29 protein-coding genes and 1 tRNA gene are annotated in these 26,357 nt (G+C 65.2%); 13 read left to right on the top strand and 17 right to left on the bottom strand.

All coding sequences use genetic code 11. From position 1 onward, the window contains the following. Nucleotides 1-22 precede the first annotated feature (22 nt). From ACXYN8_RS09805 to ACXYN8_RS09790, 4 genes are read left to right on the top strand one after another with little or no spacing between them, the layout of a single operon-like run. Entirely contained in the window at nucleotides 23-643 is a 621-nt protein-coding gene (locus tag ACXYN8_RS09805) for a ribonuclease D (RefSeq protein WP_458889250.1), read from the top strand. Nucleotides 644-667: 24 nt separating this feature from the next. After that, nucleotides 668-1,312, top strand: coding sequence for an LPS export ABC transporter periplasmic protein LptC (gene lptC / locus ACXYN8_RS09800; protein WP_458889249.1), 645 nt, complete (start codon nucleotides 668-670; stop codon nucleotides 1,310-1,312). After that, nucleotides 1,309-1,854, top strand: a complete 546-nt coding sequence (locus tag ACXYN8_RS09795) for an LptA/OstA family protein (protein WP_458889248.1) — start codon at nucleotides 1,309-1,311, stop codon at nucleotides 1,852-1,854. The genes lptC and ACXYN8_RS09795 overlap by 4 nt, the downstream gene beginning before the upstream one ends. A 7-nt stretch (nucleotides 1,855-1,861) precedes the next feature. Next, nucleotides 1,862-2,968: a nucleotidyltransferase domain-containing protein gene (locus tag ACXYN8_RS09790; protein ID WP_458889247.1), complete on the top strand. Its 1,107-nt coding sequence runs from the start codon at nucleotides 1,862-1,864 to the stop codon at nucleotides 2,966-2,968. On the opposite strand, the gene holA is transcribed toward ACXYN8_RS09790, so the two are convergent. Genes holA through ACXYN8_RS09770 form a run of 4 tightly spaced genes read right to left on the bottom strand, consistent with a single transcriptional unit; the run spans nucleotide 2,965 to nucleotide 7,486 of the window. After that, the gene (gene holA, locus ACXYN8_RS09785) at nucleotides 2,965-4,002 is read right to left on the bottom strand and encodes a DNA polymerase III subunit delta (protein WP_458889246.1); all 1,038 of its coding nucleotides are present in this window, start codon (nucleotides 4,000-4,002) and stop codon (nucleotides 2,965-2,967) included. The genes ACXYN8_RS09790 and holA overlap by 4 nt on opposite strands. A 7-nt stretch (nucleotides 4,003-4,009) precedes the next feature. Continuing rightward, nucleotides 4,010-4,498: an LPS assembly lipoprotein LptE gene (gene lptE / locus ACXYN8_RS09780; RefSeq protein ID WP_458889245.1), complete on the bottom strand. Its 489-nt coding sequence runs from the start codon at nucleotides 4,496-4,498 to the stop codon at nucleotides 4,010-4,012. Then, nucleotides 4,495-7,014 (bottom strand): leucine--tRNA ligase, encoded by a 2,520-nt coding sequence (gene leuS, locus ACXYN8_RS09775; protein WP_458889244.1) that lies wholly within the window; start codon nucleotides 7,012-7,014, stop codon nucleotides 4,495-4,497. Before leuS ends, lptE begins: the two co-directional genes overlap by 4 nt. A gap of 55 nt (nucleotides 7,015-7,069) precedes the next feature. Next, the gene (locus ACXYN8_RS09770) at nucleotides 7,070-7,486 is read right to left on the bottom strand and encodes a DUF3576 domain-containing protein (RefSeq protein WP_458889597.1); all 417 of its coding nucleotides are present in this window, start codon (nucleotides 7,484-7,486) and stop codon (nucleotides 7,070-7,072) included. 383 nt (nucleotides 7,487-7,869) lie between these two features. Between ACXYN8_RS09770 and ACXYN8_RS09765 the strand changes: the two genes are divergently transcribed. Both ACXYN8_RS09765 and phbB read left to right on the top strand, forming a co-directional pair. After that, on the top strand, nucleotides 7,870-8,643 hold the full coding sequence (locus tag ACXYN8_RS09765) for a hypothetical protein (protein WP_458889243.1): 774 nt from the start codon (nucleotides 7,870-7,872) through the stop codon (nucleotides 8,641-8,643). Between the two features lie 123 nt (nucleotides 8,644-8,766). Beyond that, nucleotides 8,767-9,489: an acetoacetyl-CoA reductase gene (gene phbB / locus ACXYN8_RS09760; RefSeq protein WP_458889242.1), complete on the top strand. Its 723-nt coding sequence runs from the start codon at nucleotides 8,767-8,769 to the stop codon at nucleotides 9,487-9,489. Nucleotides 9,490-9,536: 47 nt separating this feature from the next. Here phbB and ACXYN8_RS09755 read toward each other — a convergent pair whose 3' ends face one another. Beyond that, the gene (locus tag ACXYN8_RS09755) at nucleotides 9,537-10,295 is read right to left on the bottom strand and encodes a helix-turn-helix domain-containing protein (protein ID WP_458889241.1); all 759 of its coding nucleotides are present in this window, start codon (nucleotides 10,293-10,295) and stop codon (nucleotides 9,537-9,539) included. 85 nt (nucleotides 10,296-10,380) lie between these two features. Here ACXYN8_RS09755 and ACXYN8_RS09750 point away from each other — a divergent pair, with 85 nt between their 5' ends. Continuing rightward, entirely contained in the window at nucleotides 10,381-10,617 is a 237-nt protein-coding gene (locus ACXYN8_RS09750; protein WP_458889239.1) for a ribbon-helix-helix domain-containing protein, read from the top strand. Here ACXYN8_RS09750 and ACXYN8_RS09745 read toward each other — a convergent pair. Together ACXYN8_RS09745 and murA are read right to left on the bottom strand one after the other, a co-directional pair. Continuing rightward, nucleotides 10,611-11,090, bottom strand: a complete 480-nt coding sequence (locus ACXYN8_RS09745; RefSeq protein WP_458889238.1) for a DUF305 domain-containing protein — start codon at nucleotides 11,088-11,090, stop codon at nucleotides 10,611-10,613. The two genes, ACXYN8_RS09750 and ACXYN8_RS09745, sit on opposite strands and share 7 nt — an antisense overlap. Nucleotides 11,091-11,168: 78 nt before the next feature. Beyond that, on the bottom strand, nucleotides 11,169-12,452 hold the full coding sequence (murA, locus tag ACXYN8_RS09740) for a UDP-N-acetylglucosamine 1-carboxyvinyltransferase (protein WP_458889237.1): 1,284 nt from the start codon (nucleotides 12,450-12,452) through the stop codon (nucleotides 11,169-11,171). Between the two features lie 84 nt (nucleotides 12,453-12,536). On the opposite strand from murA, the gene galU reads away from it, so the two are divergent. Next, on the top strand, nucleotides 12,537-13,421 hold the full coding sequence (galU, locus tag ACXYN8_RS09735) for a UTP--glucose-1-phosphate uridylyltransferase GalU (protein ID WP_458889236.1): 885 nt from the start codon (nucleotides 12,537-12,539) through the stop codon (nucleotides 13,419-13,421). Here galU and ACXYN8_RS09730 read toward each other — a convergent pair. The 4 genes from ACXYN8_RS09730 to ftsE are packed head-to-tail and all read right to left on the bottom strand — an operon-like array spanning nucleotide 13,418 to nucleotide 16,288. Continuing rightward, nucleotides 13,418-14,095, bottom strand: a complete 678-nt coding sequence (locus ACXYN8_RS09730; protein ID WP_458889234.1) for a lysophospholipid acyltransferase family protein — start codon at nucleotides 14,093-14,095, stop codon at nucleotides 13,418-13,420. The two genes, galU and ACXYN8_RS09730, sit on opposite strands and share 4 nt — an antisense overlap. Continuing rightward, entirely contained in the window at nucleotides 14,092-14,634 is a 543-nt protein-coding gene (locus tag ACXYN8_RS09725) for a YdcF family protein (protein ID WP_458889233.1), read from the bottom strand. Before ACXYN8_RS09725 ends, ACXYN8_RS09730 begins: the two co-directional genes overlap by 4 nt. Continuing rightward, nucleotides 14,631-15,566, bottom strand: coding sequence for a cell division protein FtsX (locus ACXYN8_RS09720; RefSeq protein ID WP_458889232.1), 936 nt, complete (start codon nucleotides 15,564-15,566; stop codon nucleotides 14,631-14,633). Before ACXYN8_RS09720 ends, ACXYN8_RS09725 begins: the two co-directional genes overlap by 4 nt. Continuing rightward, nucleotides 15,563-16,288: a cell division ATP-binding protein FtsE gene (gene ftsE, locus ACXYN8_RS09715; protein ID WP_458889231.1), complete on the bottom strand. Its 726-nt coding sequence runs from the start codon at nucleotides 16,286-16,288 to the stop codon at nucleotides 15,563-15,565. The genes ACXYN8_RS09720 and ftsE overlap by 4 nt, the downstream gene beginning before the upstream one ends. A gap of 154 nt (nucleotides 16,289-16,442) precedes the next feature. Between ftsE and ACXYN8_RS09710 the strand changes: the two genes are divergently transcribed. From ACXYN8_RS09710 to ACXYN8_RS09700, 3 genes are all read left to right on the top strand, one after another. Continuing rightward, entirely contained in the window at nucleotides 16,443-17,387 is a 945-nt protein-coding gene (locus ACXYN8_RS09710) for an MJ0042-type zinc finger domain-containing protein (RefSeq protein ID WP_458889230.1), read from the top strand. Nucleotides 17,388-17,495: 108 nt separating this feature from the next. After that, nucleotides 17,496-17,582: transfer RNA gene (locus ACXYN8_RS09705), tRNA-Leu, on the top strand. Between the two features lie 119 nt (nucleotides 17,583-17,701). Continuing rightward, the gene (locus ACXYN8_RS09700; RefSeq protein WP_458889229.1) at nucleotides 17,702-18,388 is read left to right on the top strand and encodes a L,D-transpeptidase family protein; all 687 of its coding nucleotides are present in this window, start codon (nucleotides 17,702-17,704) and stop codon (nucleotides 18,386-18,388) included. A gap of 7 nt (nucleotides 18,389-18,395) precedes the next feature. Here the strand turns inward: ACXYN8_RS09700 and tilS are convergent, their stop codons facing one another. The 5 genes from tilS to ACXYN8_RS09675 form a co-directional block, all read right to left on the bottom strand. Further along, the gene (gene tilS / locus ACXYN8_RS09695) at nucleotides 18,396-19,322 is read right to left on the bottom strand and encodes a tRNA lysidine(34) synthetase TilS (RefSeq protein ID WP_458889596.1); all 927 of its coding nucleotides are present in this window, start codon (nucleotides 19,320-19,322) and stop codon (nucleotides 18,396-18,398) included. 19 nt (nucleotides 19,323-19,341) lie between these two features. Continuing rightward, nucleotides 19,342-20,301, bottom strand: coding sequence for a tetratricopeptide repeat protein (locus tag ACXYN8_RS09690; RefSeq protein WP_458889228.1), 960 nt, complete (start codon nucleotides 20,299-20,301; stop codon nucleotides 19,342-19,344). A gap of 114 nt (nucleotides 20,302-20,415) precedes the next feature. Then, nucleotides 20,416-21,270 carry a helix-turn-helix domain-containing protein gene (locus ACXYN8_RS09685; RefSeq protein WP_458889227.1) on the bottom strand — a complete coding sequence of 285 codons (855 nt, stop codon included), beginning with the start codon at nucleotides 21,268-21,270 and terminating at the stop codon, nucleotides 20,416-20,418. Between the two features lie 117 nt (nucleotides 21,271-21,387). Beyond that, nucleotides 21,388-23,658, bottom strand: a complete 2,271-nt coding sequence (ptsP, locus tag ACXYN8_RS09680) for a phosphoenolpyruvate--protein phosphotransferase (RefSeq protein WP_458889226.1) — start codon at nucleotides 23,656-23,658, stop codon at nucleotides 21,388-21,390. Nucleotides 23,659-23,732: 74 nt separating this feature from the next. Next, complete coding sequence (locus ACXYN8_RS09675) at nucleotides 23,733-23,888, bottom strand: YdcH family protein (protein ID WP_458889225.1); 156 nt, start codon at nucleotides 23,886-23,888, stop codon at nucleotides 23,733-23,735. Nucleotides 23,889-24,059: 171 nt separating this feature from the next. Between ACXYN8_RS09675 and ACXYN8_RS09670 the strand changes: the two genes are divergently transcribed. Both ACXYN8_RS09670 and ACXYN8_RS09665 read left to right on the top strand, forming a co-directional pair. Continuing rightward, a complete protein-coding gene (locus ACXYN8_RS09670; RefSeq protein WP_458889223.1) occupies nucleotides 24,060-24,269 on the top strand; it encodes a YdcH family protein in 210 nt (69 codons plus the stop codon). Between the two features lie 113 nt (nucleotides 24,270-24,382). Beyond that, nucleotides 24,383-24,850, top strand: a complete 468-nt coding sequence (locus ACXYN8_RS09665; protein ID WP_458889222.1) for a DUF1465 family protein — start codon at nucleotides 24,383-24,385, stop codon at nucleotides 24,848-24,850. Between the two features lie 3 nt (nucleotides 24,851-24,853). Here the strand turns inward: ACXYN8_RS09665 and glpK are convergent, their stop codons facing one another. Beyond that, complete coding sequence (gene glpK / locus ACXYN8_RS09660) at nucleotides 24,854-26,326, bottom strand: glycerol kinase GlpK (RefSeq protein ID WP_458889221.1); 1,473 nt, start codon at nucleotides 26,324-26,326, stop codon at nucleotides 24,854-24,856. Nucleotides 26,327-26,357: the final 31 nt, after the last annotated feature.

Here is a 26,357-nt window from a genome sequence, read left to right as displayed (position 1 = left end):
CATAAAGCCTAAGGCCCATCGCATGGCAGTGCATTTCCACGAAGAAGACCTTCCCGCAGGCGTATTGCAGGGCAATACCGCGCTCGCGGTCGATACAGAGACCATGGGCCTCGTCACCCGGCGCGACCGGTTGTGCGTGGTGCAGATCAGTGACGGCGGGGAGGACGAGCATCTCGTCCGCTTCGGCCCGAACAGCACCTATGATGCGCCCAACCTCAAGGCCATTCTCGCCGATCCGTCGCGAGTGAAGCTGTACCATTTCGCCCGCTTCGATCTCGCGGCCATCGAACACTACCTCGGCGTCACCGCCGCGCCGGTCTTCTGCACGAAAATCGCCAGCAAGCTGACGCGCACCTACACCGACCGGCACGGTCTGAAATATCTGGTCGACGAATTGCTCGGCACGAACATTTCGAAGCAGCAGCAGAGCAGCGACTGGGGCGCGAAGGATATCAACGACGCGCAGCGCGATTACGCCGCCAGCGACGTTCGCTACCTCCACCGGATGCGCGACATCTTTGCCGAACGGCTTGCGCGCGAAGGCCGCACCGAAATCGCGCAGGCCTGTTTCGACTTTCTCCCCACCCGCGCCCGGCTGGACCTGATGGGCTGGGAAGATTCCGATATCTTCAGCCACAGCTAATCTGCGGCAAGGCAGTAGCACCGCATGAGCGCCGAAGCCGACCTGATGAGAAACCAGCGCCGGGTGGCGCTGCGCCCCGGCGGCGGGCACGACAAGCTCGTCCGCACGCTGGCGCTGGTCCTGCCCGCGCTTATCGGCGCGCTGGCTGCGGTAATGATCCTCGCCCCGCTTTCGCCCCGCGGTGAGATCAGCTTTCTGCTGGACCGGAACAAGGCCGACGTCGCGCCCAACCGCCTGTCGGTCGACAGCGCGATGTATCGCGGACGCGATGGCAAGGGGCGCCCCTTCTCGTTGACGGCAGGCAACGCCGTGCAACGCACGCAGGAAGACCAGACCGTCGCGATGCAGGATCTGGTCGCCCGCATGCTGCTGCCGGACGGCCCCGCCACGCTGACCGCGCAGTCGGGCCGCTATCGCCTGGACGAGGAGCTGGTGAACGTGGACGGCATCGTTCGCTTCACCGCCGCCGACGGGTACCGGCTGATGGCGCGCAACGTGAACATCGATCTGGCCAACAATTCCGTGACCGGTTCGGGCCGCATCGAGGGTGCCATTCCAGCCGGGACTTTCTCCGCCGATTCCATGCAGGCGGATTTGCCGGAGCGGCGAATTCGCTTGAGCGGAAACGTGAAGATGCGCATGGAGCCGGGCAAGTTGAGGATGCCATGAACCACACCCGCCCGCTCCTGTCCCGCTCGCTGCGCAGCTTCGCCATCGGCTTTGCGCTGGCGAGTTGCGCCGTGGCCGGTGTCGGCCACCTTTCCGCACAGGCAATCGGCGCGCACAACAGCCGCGCTCCGGTGAATTTCGATGCCGACAATCTCGACCTGCTAGACCGGCAGAACCGCCTGATCCTGTCGGGCAGCGTAGTGATCCGGCAGGCCGACCTGACGCTGCGTACCGCGCGCGCAGTGGTTGACTACACCGATGCCGGATCGCTCGACATCCAGCGGCTGACCGCGACCGGCGGGGTGACCGTCAATCGCGGCGGGGAGACGGTGAGCGGCGACGTCGGCGTGTATGACTTCAACCGCCGTATCATCACCCTGTCGGGAAACGTCCGCGTCGCACGCGGCAGCGACCGCCTGCAGGGCGGCCGGCTGGTCATCGATCTCAACAGCGGCGTTTCGAGCGTCAACGGTTCGGCGAGCGGCTCCACCCAGAGCAGCGGTGGCCGGGTCAGCGGATCGTTCAACGTTCCGGGCAACTGATCGCCCCGTGCCGCGCACGCGCCTGCCCCGGCTGCGGCGCCTGCTTCTCGAACTGATCGCGCCTGCACCGCTCGATACGTTTCCAGTCGGCCTGACGGAGCAGGAGTGGACTGCGATCGACGCGATGGCGGAGCAGCACCGGCTCCAGCCCCTGCTGCATTACCGGCGCGGTGAAGACGGACGCATACCGGCGCTCTATCGCGACGGCTGGGCCGAGGCCCGGAGAACCGCGGCCATTCATTCGCTCGCCTTTCGTGCCGAATTGCTCGCCATCACGCATCGGCTGACGGACGCAGGCATCGCCACGGTCGTGATGAAGGGCGGCGCGCTTGCGTGGTCGGTGTGGCCCGAACCGTCGCTAAGACCGATGCGCGACCTCGACCTTTTGCTGCGCGACCCGGCGCAGGCGGATGCGGCGTGGGGCGTTCTGCGCGCGTCAGGCTACACGCTCGGCAAACCGTTCCAAGGCAAGGCCGATGGCAAGGAAATGGCGGAGCTTGTCTCGCCGGTCGGGGTCGCGGTGGAACTGCACCGGAACGCATGGGCCGGGACGCCCGAGGCCCAGCGAACCATGCCTGCCGGATATGAAGGGATGGCGGCACGCGCCGTGCCATCCGCCGACGGGGTTCTTGTGCCGCAAGCGCAGGACATGCTCGCCCATCTTGTCGTGCACGCGGCCTATTCTCACTGGTTCGATTGCGGCCCTTTAGTGCTGGGCGACGTCGCTTACCTGCTGGAGCACGAAACCTTCGACTGGCCGCAAGTCCGCAATCGCGCGCGGCGGGAAGGTTGGGAAAAGGGGCTCGACCTCGTTCTCGCCATCGTGGCGCGATATTGGGGAACGGTTCCGACGCAGTTCGCCGCCCCGCCCGAACTGGTCGACGCTGCGCCCGATCTGATGTTGCAGGATCTGGACCATCGCCGCGCGAGCCTTCTTGCCGCCGAGTGGCACAGCCGCGGCGGAGCGATTGGCCGGGTCGCCGCTCACGCAGGCAATCCCGGCGAAATGATCCGCAAGGCCGTCACCCGCATGAGCGAATGGACCGATGCCGAGGTGCGACAAACCGCGCGCAGCCAGATCTCACTGCGCGACTGGCTGGCGGGCGACGCCTAAGCCGCGACGCGCTTCAGCGCGAAGCGGGTCATCTCGGACAGCTCCTGCGCCAGCAGCAGTTCGGCTGACTGGTTGTTCGACAGCAATGCCTGGTGCGTTGCCGTCAACCGCTCGACCAGGCGGGAAAGCTTGGCAGGCGGCCATCGGGTCAGTTGCATCGCGAGGTCACGTTCGTCTTTCCAGAAAATGCCGAGCTTCGCTTTTTCGTGCCGAGGCAGATCGGTCAGACGCGCCCCTGGACCGACCGCGCTCGCCAGGCGTGCCAGCTGCGCCACGCGCCGTTCGAATGCCAGCAGCAGACCCACCGGGTTGAGGCCGAGTTCGCGCATCCGGTGAAGTTCGCCGGTGAGCTTGTTGACCTCGCCCGACAGGACGACGTTGACGAGATTGGCAAAACCGTCCTCTTCCGTTTGCGCGCCGATGGCGTCCAGTGCTTCGGGATCGGCCTGCTTGGGCGATTGCGGGTCCGCGTCGAGATACAGCGCGAGCTTGTCGATTTCCGACTGCGCCAGCCTTACGTCCAGCCCGGCATTGCGGGCGATCCGCTCGGCCAGGTTGCCGCCCAATCGCACTCCCGCCATGTCGGCCATGGAGCGGACCGAGCCGGTCACCGATTGCAGATCGGGCGGGTAGAACATCGCCACCAGCGCATCGTCGCGCTTTTCCAGCAGCTTGGCGGTGCGCGACTTGTCTGTGGCGGCAGCAGCGACGACGAGAATGGGGCAGCCCTCGCTCGCAGCCTCGAAATGTGTCTCAAGCGCCAGCGCGGCATCATCGCCGTTAGCGCGCACATAAATGTGGCGAGAACCGCCGAACAGGGAATTGGACCGTGCCTCATCGCCAAGCAGCGCAGGATCGCGCTTGAGGTCGGAGCCCTGCAGATCGATACGCTCGCCCGGTTCCGGCAGAAGTTCGCAGATGCGCTCCGCCGCAGCGGCAGCGCCCGCTTCGTCCTGACCGCAGAAGAAGAACACCTGACAATCCCGCGCCGCCTTCTGGGCGATGCTGGCAAAGTTCTTCTGCGTAGCCTTCACTTCGGGATTACCGGCGCTCGCGCAGTTCGATGGCGATGCGAGCGACGATCCGATCGGCGACCTGCTCGGTTACGTTTTCGAGCGCGGTCTGCTCTGCCGCGATGGTGGCATATTCGCTGGAGACGACATCGATGCCCGCGTCCGATCCCGCAGTTGCGTCGAGGATGGTTTCACCGGTGGTGTTGTCGACCAGTTGGTAACGCGCGCGCAAAGTGCGGCGTTCGCGCGTGATGGTGTCGTCGCCGGCGAGGCCCAGCCCTTCGAGCTGATCGTCGAGCGCGACATCAAGCCGATAGCGCGCCTGCCCTTCGCCCGAACCCATCCGGTCGACCAGCGCATTGCGCATGAGCCAGCCCGCGCGGCCCGGAATGGCAGGCACCGCGACGTCGGAAAGGCCGCGCGCGACCGCACCACTCTCTCCGCCCGCATACATCGGCTGCAAGGTGCATCCGGAAAGCGCGGCGCAGAGCAGCAGAGGGACGAGCAGCGCCCTCATGTGACGATATTGACCAGTCGGTCGGGCACCACGATCACCTTGCGAATTTCCGCACCATCGATCGAACGCTGGACCTTCTCGCTGGCGAGCGCAAGAGCTTGCAGATCGTCCTTGGCCGCACCCTTCGGCGCGCTGATCGTGTCGCGCAGCTTGCCCATGTGCTGGACCGCGATGGTCACTTCGTCTTCGACCAGCAGACTTACGTCCAGCTCCGGCCATGCGGCTTCCGCCACCATCCCTGGCTGGCCCGCATTCGCCCAGAGCTCCTCCGCCAGATGCGGCATCATCGGCGCAACCATCCGGACGAGGTCGAGCATCGCCGCCCCGCGCGACGCGGAGGGCGGCGCCTTTTCTATCGCCGACGTCAATTCGTAGAGCCTTGCGACCGCCTTGTTGAACCCCAGCGCTTCGATATCGTCGGCCACGGCCGCGATGGTCTGGTGGGTCTTGCGCGCCAGAGCCTTGTCCTCGCCGTCGACCGAGCCGTCATACTGGCCGAGCAGGCGCCACACGCGCTGGACGAACTTGCCACAGCCATCGATGCCCGCTTCGGACCACGGCAGATCGCGCTCCGGCGGCGAATCCGACAGCACGAACCAGCGCACGGCATCGGCGCCATAGCGGTCAATGATCGCGTCGGGGTCGATCGTGTTCTTCTTCGATTTCGACATCTTGATGACGCGGCCGATGTCGACGGAATTCTGGTCCGCGATCAGCGTCGCGCCGTGGCCTGTGCGGTCGACCTCGTCGGGCGAAAAGTAGACTGTCCGCCCGTCGACGGCGCGCGAATAGGTTTCGTGCGTCACCATGCCTTGCGTGAACAGGCTGGCGAACGGCTCGGCAAAATCGAGCATCCCGATTTGCTTTAGCGCGCGGGTCCAGAAGCGGGCGTAGAGCAGGTGCAGGATCGCGTGTTCGATCCCGCCGATATACTGACCCACCGGCATCCACTTCGCCACTTCATCGCGGTCGAACGGCTTGTCCGCTGGCTGGCTGGCGAAGCGCAGGAAATACCACGAGCTGTTGGTGAACGTGTCGAGCGTATCCGTCTCACGCTCCGCCTTGCCGCCGCATTCGGGGCAATCGACGTGCTTCCAGGTCGGATGGCGCAGCAAAGGATTGCCCGGCGTGGTGAAGTCGACGTCTTCGGGCAGCGTGATTGGCAGGCTGTCCATCGGCGCAGGAACGACGCCGCAGGCTTCGCAATGGATGAAGGGGATCGGCGTGCCCCAGTAACGCTGGCGGGAAACGCCCCAGTCGCGCAGGCGCCAGACGGTCTTGCCTTCGCCCAGCCCCTTGTCCTCGATGCGGGCGATAATCTCGCGTTTCGCATCCTCGACGCTCATGCCGTCGAGGAAGGCGGAATTGACGAGAATTCCCTCTCCGGACTCCGCTTCTCCTGCGAACGGCTTGTCGGCATCGTCGGTGCTGCCTGCCACGACTCGCGGAATTGGCAGATCGTACTTGGTGGCGAATTCGAAATCGCGCTGGTCGTGTCCCGGCACGGCCATGATTGCGCCGGTGCCGTAGTCCATCAGCACGAAGTTCGCGATGTAAACCGGCAGCTCTTCGCCGGAGAAGGGATGCGCGACCTTGAGGCCGGTGTCGAAGCCCAGCTTCTCCGCCGTCTCCAGCTCCGCTGCCGTGGTGCCGCCGCGCTTGCAGAGGGCGATGAACTCTTCCGCTTCGCTGCTGGTATCGGCAACGGCCCGTGCGATCGGATGATCGGCAGCAACCGCGAGGAAGCTGGCGCCGAAGATCGTATCGGGGCGGGTCGTATAGACCTCGATCTCTTCGTCGAAATTGGTGCCGCAGAAATGGAATTGCAGGCCCTGCGATTTGCCGATCCAGTTTTCCTGCATCAGCCGCACCTTGTCCGGCCAGTCGTCCAGCTCGCCCAGCCCGTCGAGCAGTTCTTCCGCGAAATCGGTGATCTTCAGGAACCACTGGTTGAGCTTGCGCTTCTCGACCTCGGCGCCGCTGCGCCAGCCCTTCCCGTCGATCACCTGCTCGTTCGCGAGCACGGTCATGTCGACCGGGTCCCAGTTGACTTCGCTTTCCTTGCGATAGACCAGCCCGGCTTCGTAGAAGTCGAGGAACAGCGCCTGTTCGTGGCCGTAATATTCCGGTTCGCACGTGGCGAGTTCACGGCTCCAGTCGAGCGCGAAGCCCAGCCGCTTCAGCTGCGCCTTCATGTTGGCGATATTGTCGCGGGTCCAGCCGCCGGGGTGCACGCCCTTTTCCATGGCGGCGTTTTCCGCCGGCATGCCGAAAGCGTCCCAGCCCATGGGATGCAGAACCTCGTCCCCGCGCATGGCACGATAGCGGGCCAGCACATCACCCATGGTGTAGTTGCGGACATGGCCCATGTGGATGCGCCCGCTGGGATAGGGGAACATCTCCAGCACGTAGCTCTTGGGCTTGTCGGAATTGCTGTCAGCTTCGAAAATACGCGCTTCGTCCCACGCGCGTTGCCACCGACCGTCAGCCTGCGACGGATCGAATCTCTCGGTCATGTCCGGAACCCTTCGGGGCCGCAGCAGCCCCCGCTATGGATCGTAGGTTGTCGCCTCAACCGGCGAAGGTGGAGCGCCGCAGGTCGCGTGCGCGCGTCAGGATGATGTCTTCGAGCTTCTGCACCGTGGCTGCCGAAACCGGAGCCTCGACCCACTGGCCGCCCTGCGCGACTTGGCGGCTGGCGGCGACGCGAAGTGCGTCGGCGCGCAGATCCTGATCGAGGATGACGACGGAGATCTTGACCCGTTCCCCCGGATTGGAGGGGTTGGAGTACCAGTCGGTCACGATCACGCCGCCCGCACTGTCGGTCTGAAGAAAATTGGCGAAGGACAGCGTGTCGAGGCTGGCGCGCCACAGGTAGGAGTTCACGCCGATGGTGGTGACCTGCGAGGCCGCCATGTCCGCCCGCGCCACTTCCTTGTCGCCCCCGCGTGCGCAGGCGCCGAGCGATACGACGAGCGCCGCGACCATCGCGGTCTTGCCGAGGGTGCGGAACGATTGGGCTGTGCTGATGGACATCGTGAAACTCGAACTCCTGTACTCGGCGGGTCCCGCCGCGTGTCTGGGCCTCTATAACGCGCCGCCGCGCAGCGGCAAGTGCCAGCGCCGGACGCGCGCACAGAAGGCACGATCGCGGTTCTCTAGGCCGAGCGACGCGTGAACGATGGTTGAACCGGCAGGGCCGCAGGCGAAGGGTTGTGGGCTTAGAGCAACAGACTCGGAGAAAAGGAAAAATTGCCGTATGTTGCACTGGCGACTCGGTGGGGAACGACCTAGGCTGCAAGTCAGTTTCGGTTAAGCCGGAGCGGTGGAAAGGCCCACCAATGTAGTGCGGCCAGTGGGGTAGCAGGACTGTGAAACGACAGGGCACAGCGATTTTCGGACGGCGCGGAGTTTCCGCGCTTGCCGTCGCTTGCGCCGGTTTCGGCCTGCTTGCAATTCCCGCCAGCACGCTTGCTCTTGGCGCAGTTCCCGATGGCACGGTCTTCCTTGCCGCGCGCGGCAGCTTCGCATCGTTTACGCCCGCCACGGTCGATCCGCGGCTGGCGAAACTGGTTGCTGAACGCAGCACGGGCAAGGCGCGCCTGATGCGCTTCACTCCAGCCGTCGCAGCCAATCGCCCGGATCGCTCGGTCACTGTGGCCGTCCGCGTGGATGCGGAAACGGCCCGTGCCATCTCGGCCCGCCCGTCAAGCACGCGTGTTGCTTCCAGCGCGGTTTCCGCTGCCGCGCCGGTCGGCGTCCGCATCACTCCGACCCGCTACGACCTCGGTCTCGCGCGCGGATATCAGAGCTTCTCGCCGACCGCGAGTTTGCCGAGCGACATCCGCAAGATCGATGTGCCCGACCTCGCCGACTTCCGGCCGAGCACCGGCGCACCCGCCAAGCCGAGCCGGTTCGGCGCTCGCATCGCGCTCGAACAATCGCAGCGCGCCGGACGCGCGCCGCGCACTATCGATGGCGAAGCTGCGAAGACGGTCGACGTGGCCGGCAGCTATCGCGTGACCCGCAACCTCGATGTCACGGCAGGCGTGCGTTACTCGCAGGACCGCGACACCAGCGCTGTCATCGCAGAAGACGCGCAGGACACCGGATCGGTCTATGTCGGAACGCAATTCCGCTTCTGATCCTTTCCGTCATGAGGAATTCGTATGAGCCCCGCCCTCCAGCGGGGTTTTTCTTTGCCTGCCTCCCGCGCGAACGCTACGTTTCCCGACGGGAATGAGAGAGGGTAGAAGAAAGGAATTTGCATGGCGCGCGTAGCGATTGTCACCGGGGGCACCCGGGGTATCGGCGAGGCAATCTGCCAAAGGCTAAAGAAGCAGGGTCACACGGTCATCGCCAATTACGGTGGCAATGACGATGCGGCGAAGAAGTTTTCCGAGGACACGGGCATCCCCTCCGTCAAATGGGATGTGGGCGATCACGAAGCGTGCCTCGAAGGTTGCGCGCGAATTGAGGCTGAGCATGGCCCGATCGACATCGTGATCAACAACGCGGGCATCACCCGCGACGGAACGCTGCACCGCATGAGCTTTGACGACTGGAACGACGTCATGCGGGTCAACCTGGGCGGCTGTTTCAACATGGCCAAGGCGACCTTCCCCGGAATGCGCGAACGCCAGTGGGGCCGGATCGTCAACATCGGCTCGATCAACGGGCAGGCCGGCCAGTACGGGCAGGTCAACTACGCCGCGGCCAAGTCCGGCATTCACGGCTTCACCAAGGCGCTGGCGCAGGAAGGCGCGAAATTCGGCGTCACCGTCAACGCCATCGCGCCGGGTTATATCGACACGGACATGGTCGCCGCCGTGCCGGAACCCGTGCTGGAGAAGATCGTCGCGAAGATTCCAGTCGGCCGTCTCGGCCACGCGGAAGAAATCGCGCGCGGCGTCGCATTTCTGACCAGCGACAACGGCGGCTTCGTGACCGGCTCGACCATGAGCATCAACGGCGGACAGCACATGTATTGACGCTCGGCGGGGCAGCGCCGGTGGTGCCGCCCCGCCCGTCGAAACCATCAGTCCAGTACGACGCTGACTGGCTTCCAGATGCCGTCTTCGTGTTCCAGGACAACGGTTTCCTTCACGTCCGGCCTGTTCGCAAACTGCGATTGGAAGACGACTTCCATGAAGCCGTGCGGCGGCGCATTCACGAAGCGCGCCGAGGTCACCTCGCGCGAAATCTGCTTCCCGAACGAACCATGCGCGCCGGTTGCCGCAGCGCTCCAGCCTGCAAGCGTGTTCGCCTCGCGAAAGGTTTTGCCGGTCGCATCGTAGCTCGCCTGCCAGTCGCGATCGTCGATCATGTTGAGCCAGTCGAAAGCGGCTCTCGTCGCTTCCGCGTTGGACTCGATCTCCTCCGCCACGGCGTCGATCGGCGCCTCGGCAACGGAGGGTACGGGATGGGAGGACAAGGCGAGCGTGGCTAGGATGGCAAGCATCAGGGCAACTCCTGCAAGGATGAGAGCGACCGGACCGGTCACCCGCCGACTGGCAGCCGGCACGCCATCCTTGTCGAGGTCTCTACCATCCGCCTCATCCCCCAAATCATTGTCTACGAGCGTTTCGTAAGTTCCGCCTTCGCTTTCGAACAAGGTTCGCGCAGCCTCACGGCTGCTCGTCGTCTCCAGCTTGCGCCGCGCGCTGCGGAGCCTTTCGTTGATCGTGTGCACCGACAGGTCGAGCGCGTTCGCCATCGACTTGGCATCGTGACCGAGCACGATGAGGCGAAGGGTCTGCTTCTCCTTCTCCGTCAGCTCGGCAATCGCGTTTCTCATGCCGATCGGATTAAATCAGCCGCGAATGAGCGCTACCCCAAAAAATTCGTGTGCCCGCTCCGCCGGTTTTGTAAGCGTAGCAGCGATGCCCGCTCCCTATCATCCACCCGTCAAACGCTCGATCCGCATCGAGGGGCACAGCACCTCGATCAGCCTGGAGCCGATGTTCTGGCAAATGCTGAAGGGCGAGGCGGAGCGCGCGGACACTACTATCAACGGCCTGGTCGCACGTATCGACGAAGAACGTATCCGGGCGGAAAATCCATGCGGCCTTGCAGTTGCGATCCGCATCTGGCTGGTGCACCGGCTGCGCGATCAGTGAACCGGCGCCGGCTCTCCGGCAGCATCGCCATTCGCCTCGATGTCAGCGATCAGCCCTTCCATCTCGTCGATCTCGCGCAGCTGCGCATCGATGATGCTGTTGGCAAGTTCGCGCACACGCGGGTCGGAAATGTCGGCGCGGCGGCTGGTCAGAACTGCGATCGAATGGTGCGGGATCATCGCCTTCATCCATGCCACATCGCTCACCGTTTCCTGGCTGCGGACCAGCCAGAGCGTTCCGGCAAAGGTCGCTACGGCAAGTCCCAGGATCAGCAGGTTGCGCTGAACATTGCGGTACATACCCCACATGAAAAGCAGCATGATCACTGCCATCACGGCGCCCATCAGCAATGCCATCCAGAACCGCGTCTGGCTGAACCAGATGTGGTCCCAGCTGTAGGTGTTGAAATACATCAGGCCATACATGACGGCCGTAGATGTCGCGATCATGGCGAAGAACCGGCCGTAACCCATTCCGCCAGTCTGTTCTTGTGAATGCCCCTTCATACAGGAACAGCGCGCCGCGGCGCGGCTGGTTCCGGCAGACGGGGCTCAGTCGTCGCCCACGCGCTCGACATCCGCGCCCACCAGTTGCAGCTTTTCTTCCAGCCGCTCGTAACCGCGATCGAGGTGGTAGAGGCGCCGCACGGTCGTCTCGCCCTTGGCGGCGAGCCCGGCGATGACGAGGCTCATCGAGGCGCGCAGATCGGTCGCCATCACTTCGGCGCCGGTCAGTTCGACCGGCCCGCGCACGATGGCCGTCCGGCCTTCGGTTTCGATATCCGCACCCATCCGCGCGAGTTCCGGCACGTGCATGAACCGGTTTTCGAAAATCGTTTCCTTCAGCACGCTCGTGCCTTCCGCCTTGCACAGGAGGCTCATCAGCTGCGCCTGCATATCCGTGGCAAGACCGGGGAACGGCGCGGTGGTGAGATTGAAGGCGGTCAGCTTGCCTTCCGCTGCGACGGTAATGCCGCGCTTGTCGCTTTCGACGCTGACGCCGATATTGCGGAGCGCATGGATGGTGGAGCCCATGTCGTCGGCTTCCGCCCCTTCCAGCCGCACTTCACCGCCGGTGATCGCGGCAGCACAGGCGTAGGAGCCCGCCTCGATCCGGTCGGGCATGACGCGATACGTCGCCCCGTGCAGCTTCTTCACGCCGTGGATGGTCAGTTCGCTGGTGCCCACGCCCTCGATCTCCGCCCCCATGGCCGTCAGAAGGTTGCACAGGTCCACGATCTCCGGCTCCCGCGCGGCGTTGCGCAGGATGCTGGTGCCGTTGCACAGAACCGCCGTCATCACGGCATTCTCTGTCGCGCCGACGCTGACGACGGGGAAGTCGAACTCGCCGCCGGGCAGGCCGCCATCAGGGGCGGATGCCTTCACATAGCCTTGCGCCAGCTCGATTTCCGCACCGAAGGCTTCCATCGCCTTGAGGTGAAGATCGATGGGACGGTTGCCGATGGCGCAGCCACCGGGAAGCGAAACCGTTGCCTCACCCGTACGCGCCAGCAGCGGGCCGAGCACGAGAATGGAGGCGCGCATCTTCCGCACGAGGTCATATGGCGCGACGGAGCTCGTGATCCGCATCGCTTCCAGCGTCACGTTGCGGCCGAATTCCTCCGGCCGCTTGCCGGGAATGGTGTGGCTGACGCCGAACTGCGTCATCAGGTGCTGAAACCCGTCGATGTCGGCCAGCCGCGGCAGATTGCGCAGCGTCACCGCTTCCTCGGTCAGCAGCGCACAGGGGATCAGCGTGAGCGCGGCATTCTTCGCGCCGGAAATGGGAATGGTGCCCGACAGGCGATTGCCGCCGCGAATGATCAATTTGTCCATGGCCAGCGTTTAGCGTGAATCGCGCCTGCTTCAAGGTGGTGCATGGTTGACGCGGCAAGGCATCGCTTCGTATCGCTGGCAGGCATGAGCGCATTCAAACCGATCCGCAAAGCCGTCTTCCCCGTCGCCGGGCTCGGCACCCGCTTCCTCCCCGCGACCAAGGCCATCCCCAAGGAACTGTTGCCGATCGTCGATCGCCCGCTGATCCAGTACGCAGTGGACGAGGCGCGCGATGCGGGGATCGAGCAGATGATCTTCGTCACCGGGCGCGGCAAGACCGCCATCGTCGAACATTTCGACATGGCTTACGAGCTGGAAACCACCATGGCGGAACGGGGCAAGGACATGAGCGTGCTCGACCCGACGCGCGCCACGCCCGGCGACATCATCACCGTGCGCCAGCAGGTTCCGCTGGGCCTCGGCCATGCGATCTGGTGCGCGCGCGCGATTGTCGGCGACGAACCTTTTGCCATCTTCCTGCCCGACGAACTGATGATCGCGCGCGATGGCGGGACCGGCTGCATGAAGCAGATGGTCGACGCCTACGAGAAGGTCGGCGGCAACCTGATCTCGGTTCTCGAAGTCCCGCAGGACGAGGTGTCCAGCTACGGTGTCATCGATCCCGGCACGGCGAGCGGCGCGCTGACCGAAGTGCGCGGGCTGGTGGAAAAGCCCCCGGTCGATCAGGCGCCCTCGAACAAGATCATCTCGGGCCGCTACATCCTCCAGCCCGAGGTCATGCGGACGCTAGAACACCAGGGAAAGGGCGCCGGCGGCGAGATCCAGCTGACCGACGCGATGGCCAAGATGATCGGCGACCAGCCGTTCCACGCCGTGACGTTCGACGGCAATCGCTACGATTGCGGCAGCAAACTCGGTTTCATCGAGGCGACGCTGGCGCTCGCGATGGCGCGTGAAGACATGGGCGAAGACGTGCGCGTCATCGCAAGGCGCTTGCTCGACGGCTAGTTCAGCGCGTTCATTCCGGCGCGGGTGCGCGCCTCGATCTCGTCACGCGGCAGCCCGGCAGGGATCGCCTCGGTGAAGCGAACGATGATGGTGCCGGGCCGCTTCAGCCAGCGATGGTAGAGCGGCCCGCTGTAGACCGCGACCGGAACAACCGGCAGCTTCGCTTGCTTGTACAGACCCGCAAAGCCCGACCGCAGTTCTGGCGAGGCACCGTGCGGCACGCGGGTGCCTTCCGGAAAAATCACGACGGACCGGCCTTCCTTGGTGAACCCGCGCAACGCTGTGAACATGGCGCGCAGCGCGCTCGCCCCGGCAGTACGCGATACCGGGATGATGCCGTAATGCCGCGCCGCGCGGCCCCAGCCGGGGATGCGAAACAGCTCTTCCTTGGCGAAAATCACCGGTTTTTCGATCAGCAACGGCACGTCGATCGCCTCGAAGAAGCTCTCGTGCTTGAAGGCGTAGAAGGCCGGCTCGTCGAGGGGCTGTCCCTCTATTCGCAAGTTAATGCCGATAATGTGCTTGAGACAGGTCCGCTGCCAGCGCGGCCATGCCTTGATTACCTCGTACAAGGTATGCGGCGCGATCAGCAGGGCGATGACCGACCGGCTCACCAGCACCACGCTGCCTAGATAGAAGGCCAGATAGAAGGCGATATTGCGCAGCAGGATCACAGCAGCCCCACCTTTTCGGCCAGCCGCGACAGGGCGGTCGCGAGCAGCTTGTTGTATTCGATGAACAGCGTGACGAACTTCGGGTCCGTCGGGACGCCATCCTCGATCACGGTAACGCCTTCGGGCAGGCGCGAATCCATCTCGAACGCGGCGCGTGGCATATGCCAGTCGCTGGTGACGAGTCGGACGGTTTTCACCTCGTTCGCCTCCAGCCAGTCCGCCGCCTCGCGCGCGTTGCCACGGGTGTCGGCGGCCGCGAAGCCCAGCGTCACACAACATTCCATCAGCTGCGGGGGGACTTCGTACTGCGCTTCGAATTCTTCGGGCCGCACTTCAGGGTCCACACCCGTGACCAGCATCTTTTCCGCACGCCCGTTGCGCAGCACCATGAGCCCGCGATCGATCCGCCCTGCCCCGCCCGTCGGCACGACTACGGCATCGGTCGTCATATTCCCCGCAGGCGGCGTCAGGAACAGGCCGAACCACAGGAAGCCGAGCGCCCAGAGAAGGACGATAGCGGAGAAAACGCGCCTGATCATAGCATCCGCCTGACAGCTACCATTACGGTCGAACGCGCCGTTATCATCGCGAGCAATACGCCCACGACAGGAATGGCGGCGATCGCGAGCCAATCGAGCCATTCCAGCCCCCCGCCCGACACCACGCCCGAATTGAGGGCGTTGAACTGGCTGCCCAAGGCCAGCACCACCGCCCCGCCCAGCAGCAGGCCGACCACGCCGCCGATGATGGCATCAATTGCGATTGAGCGCCCGAAAACGCGCGCGATCTGGCTGTCCGTTCCGCCCAGAAGGTGAACGATCTCGATCGTGTCGCGATTCCCGCCGAGCGCGCTGCGGGCCGAAAGCAGCACCGCCGCCACCGTCGTCAAACCCAGCAGCACGACCAGGCCCATTGCCAGCCAACGCAGCGAGCTGACCGTCTCGAACACAGGTTCGAGCCAGCTGGCCTGCGCGTCGATTCGCGCAGCCGGAGCCACGCCGTCGAGGCTGTCGCGCAGCAATTCGAGCCTGCGCTCCCCCGCTTCGCCGGAGAAACGCACGTCGATGATTGCGGGGACAGGAATCGCTTCCTCGCCCTGCTGCACATCACCGAGCCACGGCTCGATAAGGTCGTTGAGTTCATCGTCCGGCACGCGCACGGCCTCTGCCACGCCGGGCAGCCGCTTTACCGTGGCGAGCGCCAGCCGCGCCTGCCGGTCGCGTTCGGTCTTTTCCGCCTCGATGATCTGCACGGTCGCGCCGTTTTCGATCTCGGCGCGGGCGCTGGCCGCGAGATTTCCCAATGCGAGCCCACCAGCCGTGGCGATCACCGTCAGTGCGATCATGATTGCCATGACCCAGGGCATCGGCCCACGCAGCCGCGCGCGCGGGATCAGTTCCGAACGGCCGCGCCGTCCGAACAGCCGCCGTGTGGGCGGCATCGCCCGTTCGAGTTCGACGTCCTCGTTCACACGCTCGCCTTTTCCCGCCGGGGCGGGAATTTCAGCGCGCCGGTAGGATCGTTCAGCCGCCCCTTGTCGAGCCGCATGATCAGCGAATCCGGCACCTTCTTGAGCAAATGTACATCGTGGGTCGCCACCACCACCGTCGTGCCGAGGCGGTTGAGCGCCTCGAACAGCCGCAGGAGCTTCAGGGCCATGTCGGGATCGACGTTGCCGGTCGGCTCGTCCGCGACCAGCATATCGGGCCGCCCGATCACCGCGCGCGCGATGGCGACGCGCTGCTGCTCCCCGCCGGAAAGCGTTGCTGGCCGCGCGTCGGAGCGATGACCCAGCCCCACCCAGTCGAGCATATCGGCAACGGGACGCGCCAATTCGTTCTCGCTTACGCCCGCCACGCGCAGGGGCAATGCGACGTTGTCGAAAGCGGACAGGTGGGAAACCAGCCGGAAATCCTGAAACACCACGCCCAGCCGCCGCCGGAAATCGGGCAGACGCCGCCGCGGCAAGGTAATGACATCGGTGCCGAACATCCGGATCGCGCCGCGCGAGGGGCGCTGGGCGAGGTAAAGCAGCCGCAGGAGCGAGGTCTTGCCCGCGCCGCTCGCCCCGGTGAGGAAATAGAAACTGCCAGGATAGAGCGTGAACGACACATCGCTCAGCACCTCGCGATCGGCTCCGTAACGCAGTCCGACATTGTCGAACTGCACGATCTGCTCGCTGCTATCGCTCACGCCGGCGCCTTCACCTTGGCGGGAAACAGGGTCGGTTGGCCGGTCATCAGCGGGCCTATAGCGGGCGATGGTCGTGGAAAAAAGCGTTTGCGCAGCGCTGTCCCGTCCTTGCGCCCCTTGTTGCGCGGGCCGCCAAGTGCTTAACCGAGGGGCAATGATCATCGCCTGCCCCGCCTGCGCGACACGCTACGTCGTACCCGACAGCGCCATCGGGGTGGAAGGGCGCACCGTGCGTTGCGCCAAGTGCAAGCACAGCTGGTACCAGGATGGCCCCGAATTGCCGGATCGGCCTGCACCGACGGCCGAACCTGCACCGACGCCCGAACCAGTGACGCCTCCGCCAGAGCCTGCGCCGACGCCTGAACCTGCTCCGATCGAAGATCGGGCGCCTCCGCCGCCTGCGCCGAAGCCTGCACCCGCTGCGGTGCCACGTGCGACCGCCACGGCCGCGCCCGCGGTCGCCCCGACGACGGCCACGCCAAACGTCACCTATCGCGATGCGCCGCCCACGGCCACCGAACCCCAGCCTGTGCCAGAGCCGGTCGAGGCAGCGCCCGAACTGGTCGAAAACGTGCCCGAAACCATAGTGCCCGCAAGGCGCCATTGGGACGACGATCCGATTGACGACGATCAGATCTCGCATTTCGACCGCTCGCCCCCGTTCCGTCCGCGCCGCAACTGGCTGAAGGTTTGGAGCTGGGCAGCCGGACTCTTCGCGATTGTCGCGTTCGGGACGATATTCGCCGCGAGCTACTACGGTCTTCCGGACTGGATCCCCGTCAGCCGCCCGACCTTCGCCCAGGCGCAGACGGACCTCGTGCTCGAATTCCCGCCGGACGAGCAGGATCGCCGCACGTTGCCCAATGGCTCTGAATATTTCGGCGTCAGTGGGTCCGTCACCAACACGGGCAGCGAAGCGCGCCGGATGCCGCCGCTGCTGATCGTGCTGCGCGACGAGCGCGAACGGAACGTCTACGAGTGGGAAATTGCGCCGCCGAAATCAACGCTCGCGCCCGGCGAAACGGTCGCCATTCGCGAGGCCGTCACCGATGTCCCCAAGGGCGCGCGCTCAGCCGAATTCGGCTGGAAACCGGAATAGGCCTCGAACACCCGCAAAGCGTGCTTGCGATGGTTGTAGCGCTTTGCTAGGGGGCCGCTCCTACCCGAGGGGCTTCGGCGACAGGCCAGCATCCCTCGAAGATCAGGTGCGGTCGTGGCGGAATTGGTAGACGCGCAACGTTGAGGTCGTTGTGGACGAAAGTCCGTGGAAGTTCGAGTCTTCTCGACCGCACCAAAATTTACCCTGACATCACTCCCACTGCGCCGTTAACGCGCGACGTACGGGCGTCTCGCTGCGGGACGCGCGTGTCGTTGGGGGTGGAAACTGACGTCGCTAACGGTCATATCAGCGGCATGAGCGAGAAGCGCACAGTGCTGGCCTGGATCGGCGGAGCGACGGCTTTCGTGTTGCTGTTCTTCGGCTCGGCTGCGCTCGCCGGCTATGCGATCGAAGGCGAGCCGGCATTCGCGAACGAGGGCTCCGCGCCCGAAATCGTCGCGGAGCCGGTCCTCGAGACCGCAGAAGCCGAGCGTGCTACTGCCGCGCCCGCCTCCCCCCAAGACACCTCGGCGGCCAATGTTTTCGCGATCAAGCGCGTGTTGCCGATCGACGGACCGATCAAATACGGCGAATGGCACTGGGATACCGAGGGTGTCCCCGATGGCCCGCTGGTGGTGACCGTTGACCTAGAAGCGCGCGTCATTTCGGTTTTTCGCGAGGGCTACGAAATCGGTGCCGCCGCTGCGCTGCTCGGCACGGAAGAACACCCCACCCCGCTCGGCACCTTTCCGATTCTGACCAAGGAACGCCACAACGTCTCCGAGAAGTACGGCAATGCGCCGATGCCGTGGACTCTGCGGCTGACGTGGGATGGTGTCGCCATCCACGGCGGGTCGCAGGTGGAGAACGGCTACGCCAGCCACGGATGCATCGGCGTGCCGGACGAGTTCGCCTCCCGCCTGTTCGAACTTGCCAAGAAAGGCGATCGGGTGATCATAACGCGCGGGGCTCGCATCGGCTTGGGCGATACGATCGGCTGACGGCCCGTCAGTTTCGGCGTGGAGGCTCGCGGCGCAGCAGGTACCCCTGCCCGATCCGCTCGATCAGCACTCCGCCCAGATTGGCCCGCATTCCCGGGCCCGTCAGTTTCTGCGACACCAGCGAAGCGATGTCGGCAGGCGAAGCCTGACCTGCGAAATGCGCTATACCGCGTTGCAGGAGTAGAATGTCGATTTCCGCCAGCTCGCTGGTGTAGACCCTTACTTCCTCCGTCCCGATCGACGCCTCTCGCCAGTGGCTCTCCGCAATGGCGGTCAAGGTCGCATCGGCTTCGGCCAGCAGTCGCGCGGAGCGCGCCAGGGCGACGACGTCGAGCCAACCAGCGTCTGCCAGGCCCTTGCGCACCCGGACACGGTCGTAGGTGTCGTCAAGATTGCTCGGATCCTGTGCAGCCGTAATGCCACTGCTGGCGAGCCTTTCCGCCAGCTCGATCCGACGTATTGCGAGCAGGGGGCGGAGCACGGGCACCGGACAAGGTGCGATCATCGTAGAAGCGCGGATCGCTGCCAGCCCTCCCAGCCCGCTCCCCCGGTTGAGGCGCATCAGCAGCGTCTCGGCCTGATCGTCGGCGTGATGCGCGGTCAGGATGGCGGCGACGCCGCGCTCTGCCGCCCAAGCCCCAAGAGCTGCGTAGCGCGCCTTGCGCGCATTCGCCTGCGTGTTGCCCGGCTGGACCGTGATGGTGAGGGTCGTGCAGTCCACACCCTTCTGAGTGCATACGCGCTCGACCAGCGCGCATTCTTCCGCCGCTTCGGGTCGCAAGCCGTGATCGACGGTCGCGACGTCGAAGTCGGTCATGCAGTCGCAGGCGAGCAGCAGCATCGCCATGCTGTCGGGGCCGCCCGAAACCGCCAGTCCCAGCTTGCCGCCGGCAGGCGCAAGCTGCTCGACCGCCTCAGCGAATCGGCGGGTCAGGTCGCTGTCGGACGCCCGGTCAATTGCAGGTCACCTTCTTGCGATTGGCCTCGTACGCGCTCTGCAGGCGACCGGCGGCAAGAGCGGGGTAGGTATCGCCGAACTCGGCCAGTGCGATGCAGGCGCGGCGCGTGTCGTCCATCGCGATCATCGATTCGGCGAGGTACAGCAGGCTGTCGCCAGCCCGTTCCGCACCCTTGTTCGCCTGGTAGTTCTGCAGGAACCAGGGCGCGGCTTCGCGCGGCTTGCCATCGTCGAGATAGGCGCGGCCCAGCAGGTTGCGACCATAGGTCGCCCGCCAGTGCGAGGGGTATTTTTCCACGAACATTTGCAACTGCTGCTGCGCTTCGGGGAAAAGGCCCGCTTCCCACAGGCGGAAGCCGTAACTGTATTCGTCGTCAGCGGCGTCGTCGGTCTGCGGCTTGGCGATCGCCTGCACGCGCGCGATCCGCTCTGCCGAAGGACCGGCCACGGGTGGCGGCGGCGGCGGAGTAGCAGTGGTGGTCGTGACCGTCGCGGCAGGCGTCGACGAGGTCGCGGGCGTCACCGTGGTGGTCGTGGTGGTAGCCGGACCGACGGCAGGCACGCTGCCGCTGAAGCCCGTCGATCCACCCAGCTGCGCCTGCAACTGAGCGATCGCGTTGGTGTTCTGCTCGGTCTGCGAGGTCAATTGCGCGATCTGCCCTTCAAGCGCGTCGAGACGCAGAAGGATGTCGGTGACGGCGGTCGACGACGGGGTGGTCACCGTGGTCGGCTGCGTCGGCTGGGCGGAGGTCACCTCCGGCTCGAAATAGCGACCGTCGGAGCCGGGGAAGACGCGGCGCTGCAGGGCGCGGACCTCGGCTTCGATCTTGCGCAACCGGGCCTCGTCAGTTTCCTGCGCCAGCGCCGGAACGCTTCCCATAACGCAGGCACCGGCTGCCAACGCCAGCGCGGTTCCGCGAGCGGCCTTGCGCCATGTCGATCGAGCGGTGACCATCGAAAACCTCCTCTTAATGCCTTGCGGGCGCTCTGCCCCGCGGCAACTGAACCTTGCGCGAATGGGTTGGTTAATGCCCCAGCGTCCGCCGCCTTGTCGAGCGGCGCGCGGCGCTTATCCCGCGTCTTGCGCCACAGGTGACGTAGCGGCCGGTGCGCTGGGATCCGGCGCGGATGCCCCCTGCCGTGCCGTCAGCGCTGCGGCCGTGACGGGCACGTCCTTCATGATGCGGTCTTCCTCCGCCAGCTTGGGTACCGCCTTGCCGCCCACCGTGATCGTCAGCGCATCCGGGCGCCCGGTCCACAACTGCGGACCTTCTGCATCGGCAGGCACGGTGTAGCTTTCGCCCTTCGCCATCTGCTTCTGCATCAGCTGGTCGCCATTGGCGTCGTAGAACTTGACCCAGATGCCGTCTTCCACGGCAGTGAAGACGACCGGCCCGCTGGCCGGTGCATTGGCCGGTGCGCTGGCCGCAGCAGTGCTTGGCTGATTGGCGGGCGCGACTTCCTGCTCGGCCATTTGCGGCGGCAGGTCCACTGCGGGGGAGAAGAAGCTGCGATAGAAGGCGAAGCCGCCCGCCAGCAGCAGCACGACCGCTGCGAGCGAAAGCCACACCAGGCCGCCCGATGGCACGCGGGCGGGATCGCCGGGCTCGTAGGTCGCGGCGCGTGCAGGCTGGCGATCGCTGGTGCGGGCCAGCTGTTCGCGCACTTCGCCGACGATCTCAGTTTCGTCGAGGCCGACGTGCTTCGCATAGGTGCGCGAGAAGCCGAACGCATAGGTGCGGCCGGGCAATTCGTCGAACGCGCCCGCTTCGATCAATTCCAGATTGCGCTGCGGAATGCGGGTGTCCGATGCGACCTGTTCCAGCGAAAGACCTTTCGCCTCGCGCGCCTGCCGCAGCTTGTCGCCCGGCCCGAACGCGAGTTCGGGGGCCGCCTGCGGTTCGTCGGTGAATTCTTTGTCCATGCGCGCTCCGAATGTCCCAGGAAGCGTTTACGTCGCGACCTTTGTGTTTTGCCGCAAAAGACGGGTCAGCGCCAGCGAAGTCAAGGGATGTCCGCCGCAGATTTCAGGGATTCAGCGCTACTCGAGCTCGATTCCCCGCTCTTCGACCCAGCGCACGAGTTCGGCACGCATGTCGCGCGGAGGAGATGACAGCCAGCCATCCATGGCGGAGCGGATTTCCGCCAGATCGATCTTGCGGATCAGTTCCTTGATCGGGCCCACCGCGGCGGGCGTGATCGAGAATCGTTCGATGCCGATGCCGAGCAGCGCGATGGCCTCCAGTCGGCGTCCGCCCATTTCGCCGCAAATACCAAGATCGACCGGATAGCTGCGGCTCGTTTCGACCACTCGTTTCAGGAATCGCAGGATCGACGGACTGATCCAGTCGTAGCGTTCCGCCAGCGATGGATTGGCGCGATCCGCGGCGAACAGGAATTGCGTGAGGTCGTTGGTGCCAACCGATAGGAAAGAGACGTTCGGCAGCAGGAGGTCCAGCTGCTCCGCCAGCGCAGGCACTTCCAGCATGGCACCGTAGCGAATCTGCTTGGGCACAGCCTTCTTCGTCTTGCGAAGATATTCGAGCTGGCCTTCGAACAGAGCGCGCGCCTCCTCGAACTCCCAGGCTTCGGACACCATCGGGAACATGACGTTGAGCTGGCGCCCCGCGGCGGCCTCGATCAGCGCGCGGGCCTGCACCTTGAGCAAGCCTTCGCGTTCGAGAGCGAGGCGAAGCGCCCGCCAGCCCATCGCAGGGTTTTCGTCCGCATCGCTGCTTTCGCTGCGCAGATAAGGCAGCGCCTTGTCGCCGCCGATGTCGACCGTGCGGAAGATCACCGGCTTCTCGCCTGCCGACTCGAGTACGTCGCGATACAGCCGCAGCTGGCGCTCGCGCGATGGCATGGTTGCGGCAACGAGGAACTGAAACTCCGTGCGGAACAGCCCGATGCCGTCTGCGCCGGTCAGGCTGAGCAGCGGAATATCGTCGCGCAGGCCCGCGTTGATCATCACCTGTATGCGCGTGCCGCAGCGGGTGAACGGCTCCACATCGCGGAGCGCGGCGTAGGCAGCCTGACGCTCCTTCGACTTGGCGAAGCGGGCCTGGAAAGCCTCTATCGCGTGCGGCTGCGGGCGAACGGTCAGTCCTGCCGCACCGGCATCGAGCAACAGGGTGTCGCCTTCGTTCACCAGTGCCCGGACATTCCGCACACGGCCCAGCACCGGCACGCCCATCGCCCGCGCCACGATGACGACGTGCGCGGTGAGCGAGCCTTCCTCCAGCACCACGCCCTTCAGGCGGCGCTTGTCGTATTCCAGCAGCTCTGCCGGGCCGAGATTGCGCGCGACGAGAATGGTGTCGCGGCGCAGGCCCTGCGTGGCCGCCGTGCCCAGCTGGCCAGAAACGATCCTGAGCAACCGGTTCGCCAGATCTTCCAGATCGTGCATCCGGTCCGCGAGCAGAGGGTCGTCGATCTCGCGCATCCGCATCCGCGTGCGCTGCTGCACCCGCTCGATCGCGGCTTCTGCCGTGAGGCCCGAATCGATCGCCTCGTTGATCCGGCGGCTCCAGCCTTCGTCATAGGCGAACATCTTGTAGGTCTGGAGGACCTCTTCATGTTCTCCGCCGGTGCCGAATTCGGCCTGGCTCGCCATCTGGTCGATCTGCTCGCGCATACGGTCGAAGGCGAGGTAGACGCGCTGGCGTTCCGCTTCGACGTCTTCCGCGACGATGTGTTCGATCTGGATGCGCGGCTGATGGAACACCGCCTCGCCTAACGCCAGCCCCTTGACCAGCGTGAGGCCGCCGAGCTGTTCCATCTCGGTGCGATTGGCGCCCGCCGCGGCCATTTCCACCGGATCGACCAGCCCGGCATTGTCGATCAGTTCGGCAAGGACCATCGCGACCGTCTGCAGCGCCTCGATCTCGACATCGTCGTAGCGGCGCGGTTCGGTATGCTGGACGCAGACGGTGCCGATGGCGCGTTCGCGCCGCACGATCGGCACCCCGGCGAAGGAGTGAAACTTTTCCTCCCCCGTTTCCGGGCGATAGGCGAAGTCTGGATGCGCGCGCGCTTCCGCGAGGTTCAGCGTCTCGACATTGGCGGCTATCGCGCCGTTCAGGCCTTCACCGATCCCCAGCCGGGTAACGTGAACCGCGGACTGTTCCAGCCCGCGTGTGGCGAAGAGTTCGAGCATCCCGTCGCGCAGCAGATAGATCGAGCAGACCTCGCTATTGAGGCTCTGGCCGATCACATCCACCACGCGGTCGAGCTTCGCCTGCGCGTTCAGCAGCGAGGCCATGACCTCGTGCAATTCTGTCAGTATCTGTCGGGCTGCGGCAACGGCGGTCATCGCCGCAGAGGTCTATCGCAATTCGCCGTCAATGGGAACGCCGCCTTTCGAAGTGCGAAACAGAACGCGACGGCCTAGGCCTGCGCCAGTTCCTGCTTGATAAGCAATTTGCGCTTCTTGAGGATCTGGATCTGCGTCTCGTCAGGCATGGGACGATTTTGTTCTTCGCGGATCCGGGCTTCGAGACCTGCGTGCTTGGACTGTAATGCGCTGACGTGAGACGTTTGCATCGGCTACCTCCGTTAGAGTTTCCGTTCGGCCGAGACGACTCGCCGGCAGGCGGCGCCGCGGCAGAACCCAACAAAACACAATTTTTCCACTTTGCGAAGGGTCATGGCTACAAAAGCGGTCAGGCAACGTGCATACGCGGCAGCCGGTTGACCCACAGGAGGGCGTGAGGGGTGGACGAAGAACAGATGCGCAAGCGGCTGGCAGCGCTGCAGGTCGAACATCGCGACCTCGACGCCGCCATCGCTGCGCTGACGGATGCTGGCCAGCAGGCGGGCTTCGTCGACCAGTTGCAGATCGCGCGCCTCAAGAAGCGCAAGCTGCTGCTGAAGGACCAGATCGCGCATATCGAGGATTATCTCCTCCCCGATATCATCGCCTGAAGACCGGCCGGGCGCAATTCGGTGCCGCTTTGGCACTATGGTTAATTTGCCAAGAAAATCGGCCCCGCGAAGTGGCGCGCACCGCGCGCCTCCGCTAGCCACCTATGCTTGGAATGACCACGCCCGCTGACATAAACCGGCCGATCCTCGAGGCGCTGTACATGGACGGGCTGGTCCTGGCCGACGAAATTCGCAACGCCTTCGACCTGTCGGGTCGACTGACCGAGGCCAGCGAGAATGCCGATCTGGCGCGGATCGCCTTGTCGGGCGCGTCGCTGCGGACGACCACGCGCATCATGCACGCGCTGGCCTGGCTGGTGAACCACCGCGCCTATCTGGATGGCGACATCAGCGAATTCCAGCTGAGGCGTTATGGCCGCCTTCCCGCGCGGCCTGCCACCGTCACGACGGAACAGGATGCGCTGCTGTCCGACCGGATGCGTTCGCTGGTGGGCGAGAGCGAGCGGTTCTACGACCGCGTCGAACGGCTCGACCGTGCCTGGCGCGACCGTTTCACGATGGAGCCGAGCGCCCTGGAACGTATCCGCGCCCGGCTCGAAGGCAGCCTCGCCCGCGCCTGAACCTCACGCCGCGCCGAGCGCTTGCTGCCAGCGCGACAAGCGTTCTTCGCGCACTGCGTCGTCCATCGCCGGATCGAACTGCCTCCGCCCGCCACCCATGGCCTCGGCAGCTTCCCGTAGATCGGCAAACAGCCCTGCCCCGACACTCGCCAGCATCGCCGCGCCAAGCGCCGTGGTCTCGACGAAATCAGGCCGTTCCACCGGGATGCTCAGGACATTCGCGATATCCTGCGTCATCCAGTCGTTGGCGCTCATCCCGCCATCGACGCGCAGGTTGGCCCACGGCGCGCCATCGGCGGCAAAGGCCTGCGCCAGGTCGTGCGTCTGGTTCGCCATCGCCTCCAGCGCCGCGCGCACGACATGGGCTTTGCCCGCAGCGAAGCTCAACCCCGTAATGGCGCCGCGCGCTTCGGGCCGCCAGTGCGGTGCGCCCAGACCGGAGAGCGCGGGGACGATGGTAACGCCCGCCGTATCCCCGACCGAGCGGGCCAGCGCCTCCGTCTCGCTAGCGCTTGCGATCAGACCGAGGGAATCGCGCAGCCATTTGATCAGGCTGCCGGCCACGAAGACCGATCCTTCCAGCGCATAGGTCCGCTCGCCCCCCGCCTGCGACAGCACCGTACCGAGCAGGCGATGATCCGATTGCGGCACCGCACTGCCCGTGTTCGCGAGCACGAAGGCACCGGTGCCATAGGTCGCCTTGACCATTCCGGGCGCGAGGCACCCCTGCCCGATCGTCGCCGCCTGCTGGTCGCCTGCCATCCCGCACAGCGGTATGCGCGATCCGAGCAATTCGCTGCGGGTTTCGCCAAAACGGCCCGACGTATCGACAACTTCGGGCAGGCTATCCCGGGGCACGCCGAACAGGTCGCAAAGCCCCTCGTCCCAGTCCGGCTCGGCCAGCGGCAGCAACAGCGTGCGACTGGCGTTCGTCGCGTCGCTTACGTGCAGTCCGCCGGCCAGCTTGAACACCAGCCAGCTTTCGACCGTGCCGAAGGCCAGCGTGCGGCTCTCCTTCGCCGCTGCGACGGCGGGCTCGTTGTCGAGCATCCAGCGCATTTTCGTAGCGGAGAAATAGGGATCTAGCAGGAGGCCGGTGTCGCGGTGGATGCGTTCTTCGTGGCCCTGCGCTTTCAGCTCTTCGCAGAGCGGCGCGGTGCGCCGGTCTTGCCAGACGATTGCGCGCGTCAGTGGTTCTCCCGTGTTCCGGTCCCACGCCACCACCGTCTCGCGCTGGTTGGTGATGCCGATCGCGGCGACATGGGCCTCACCCTCCGCCCGCTCTTCGCATTCCTGCGCGCAGGCGAGTGTCTTGCGCCAGATTTCCGCCGCGTCATGTTCCACCCAGCCGGACCGGGGGTAGTGCTGCGTCAGTTCGAGCTGCGCGACGTGATGCACGCGCCCATCCAGCCCGAACAGCATGGCCCGCGTCGATGTGGTCCCGGCGTCGAGCACCAATATGGCTTCGTTCGGCATTTGCACTCCTCTCTCAGGAGGGGTTTTACTC

The sequence above is a fragment of the Altererythrobacter sp. CAU 1778 genome (assembly GCF_054482795.1).
The sequence above is the reverse complement of the archived record's forward strand: the minus strand, read 5'-3'. Positions and strand labels throughout refer to the sequence as shown.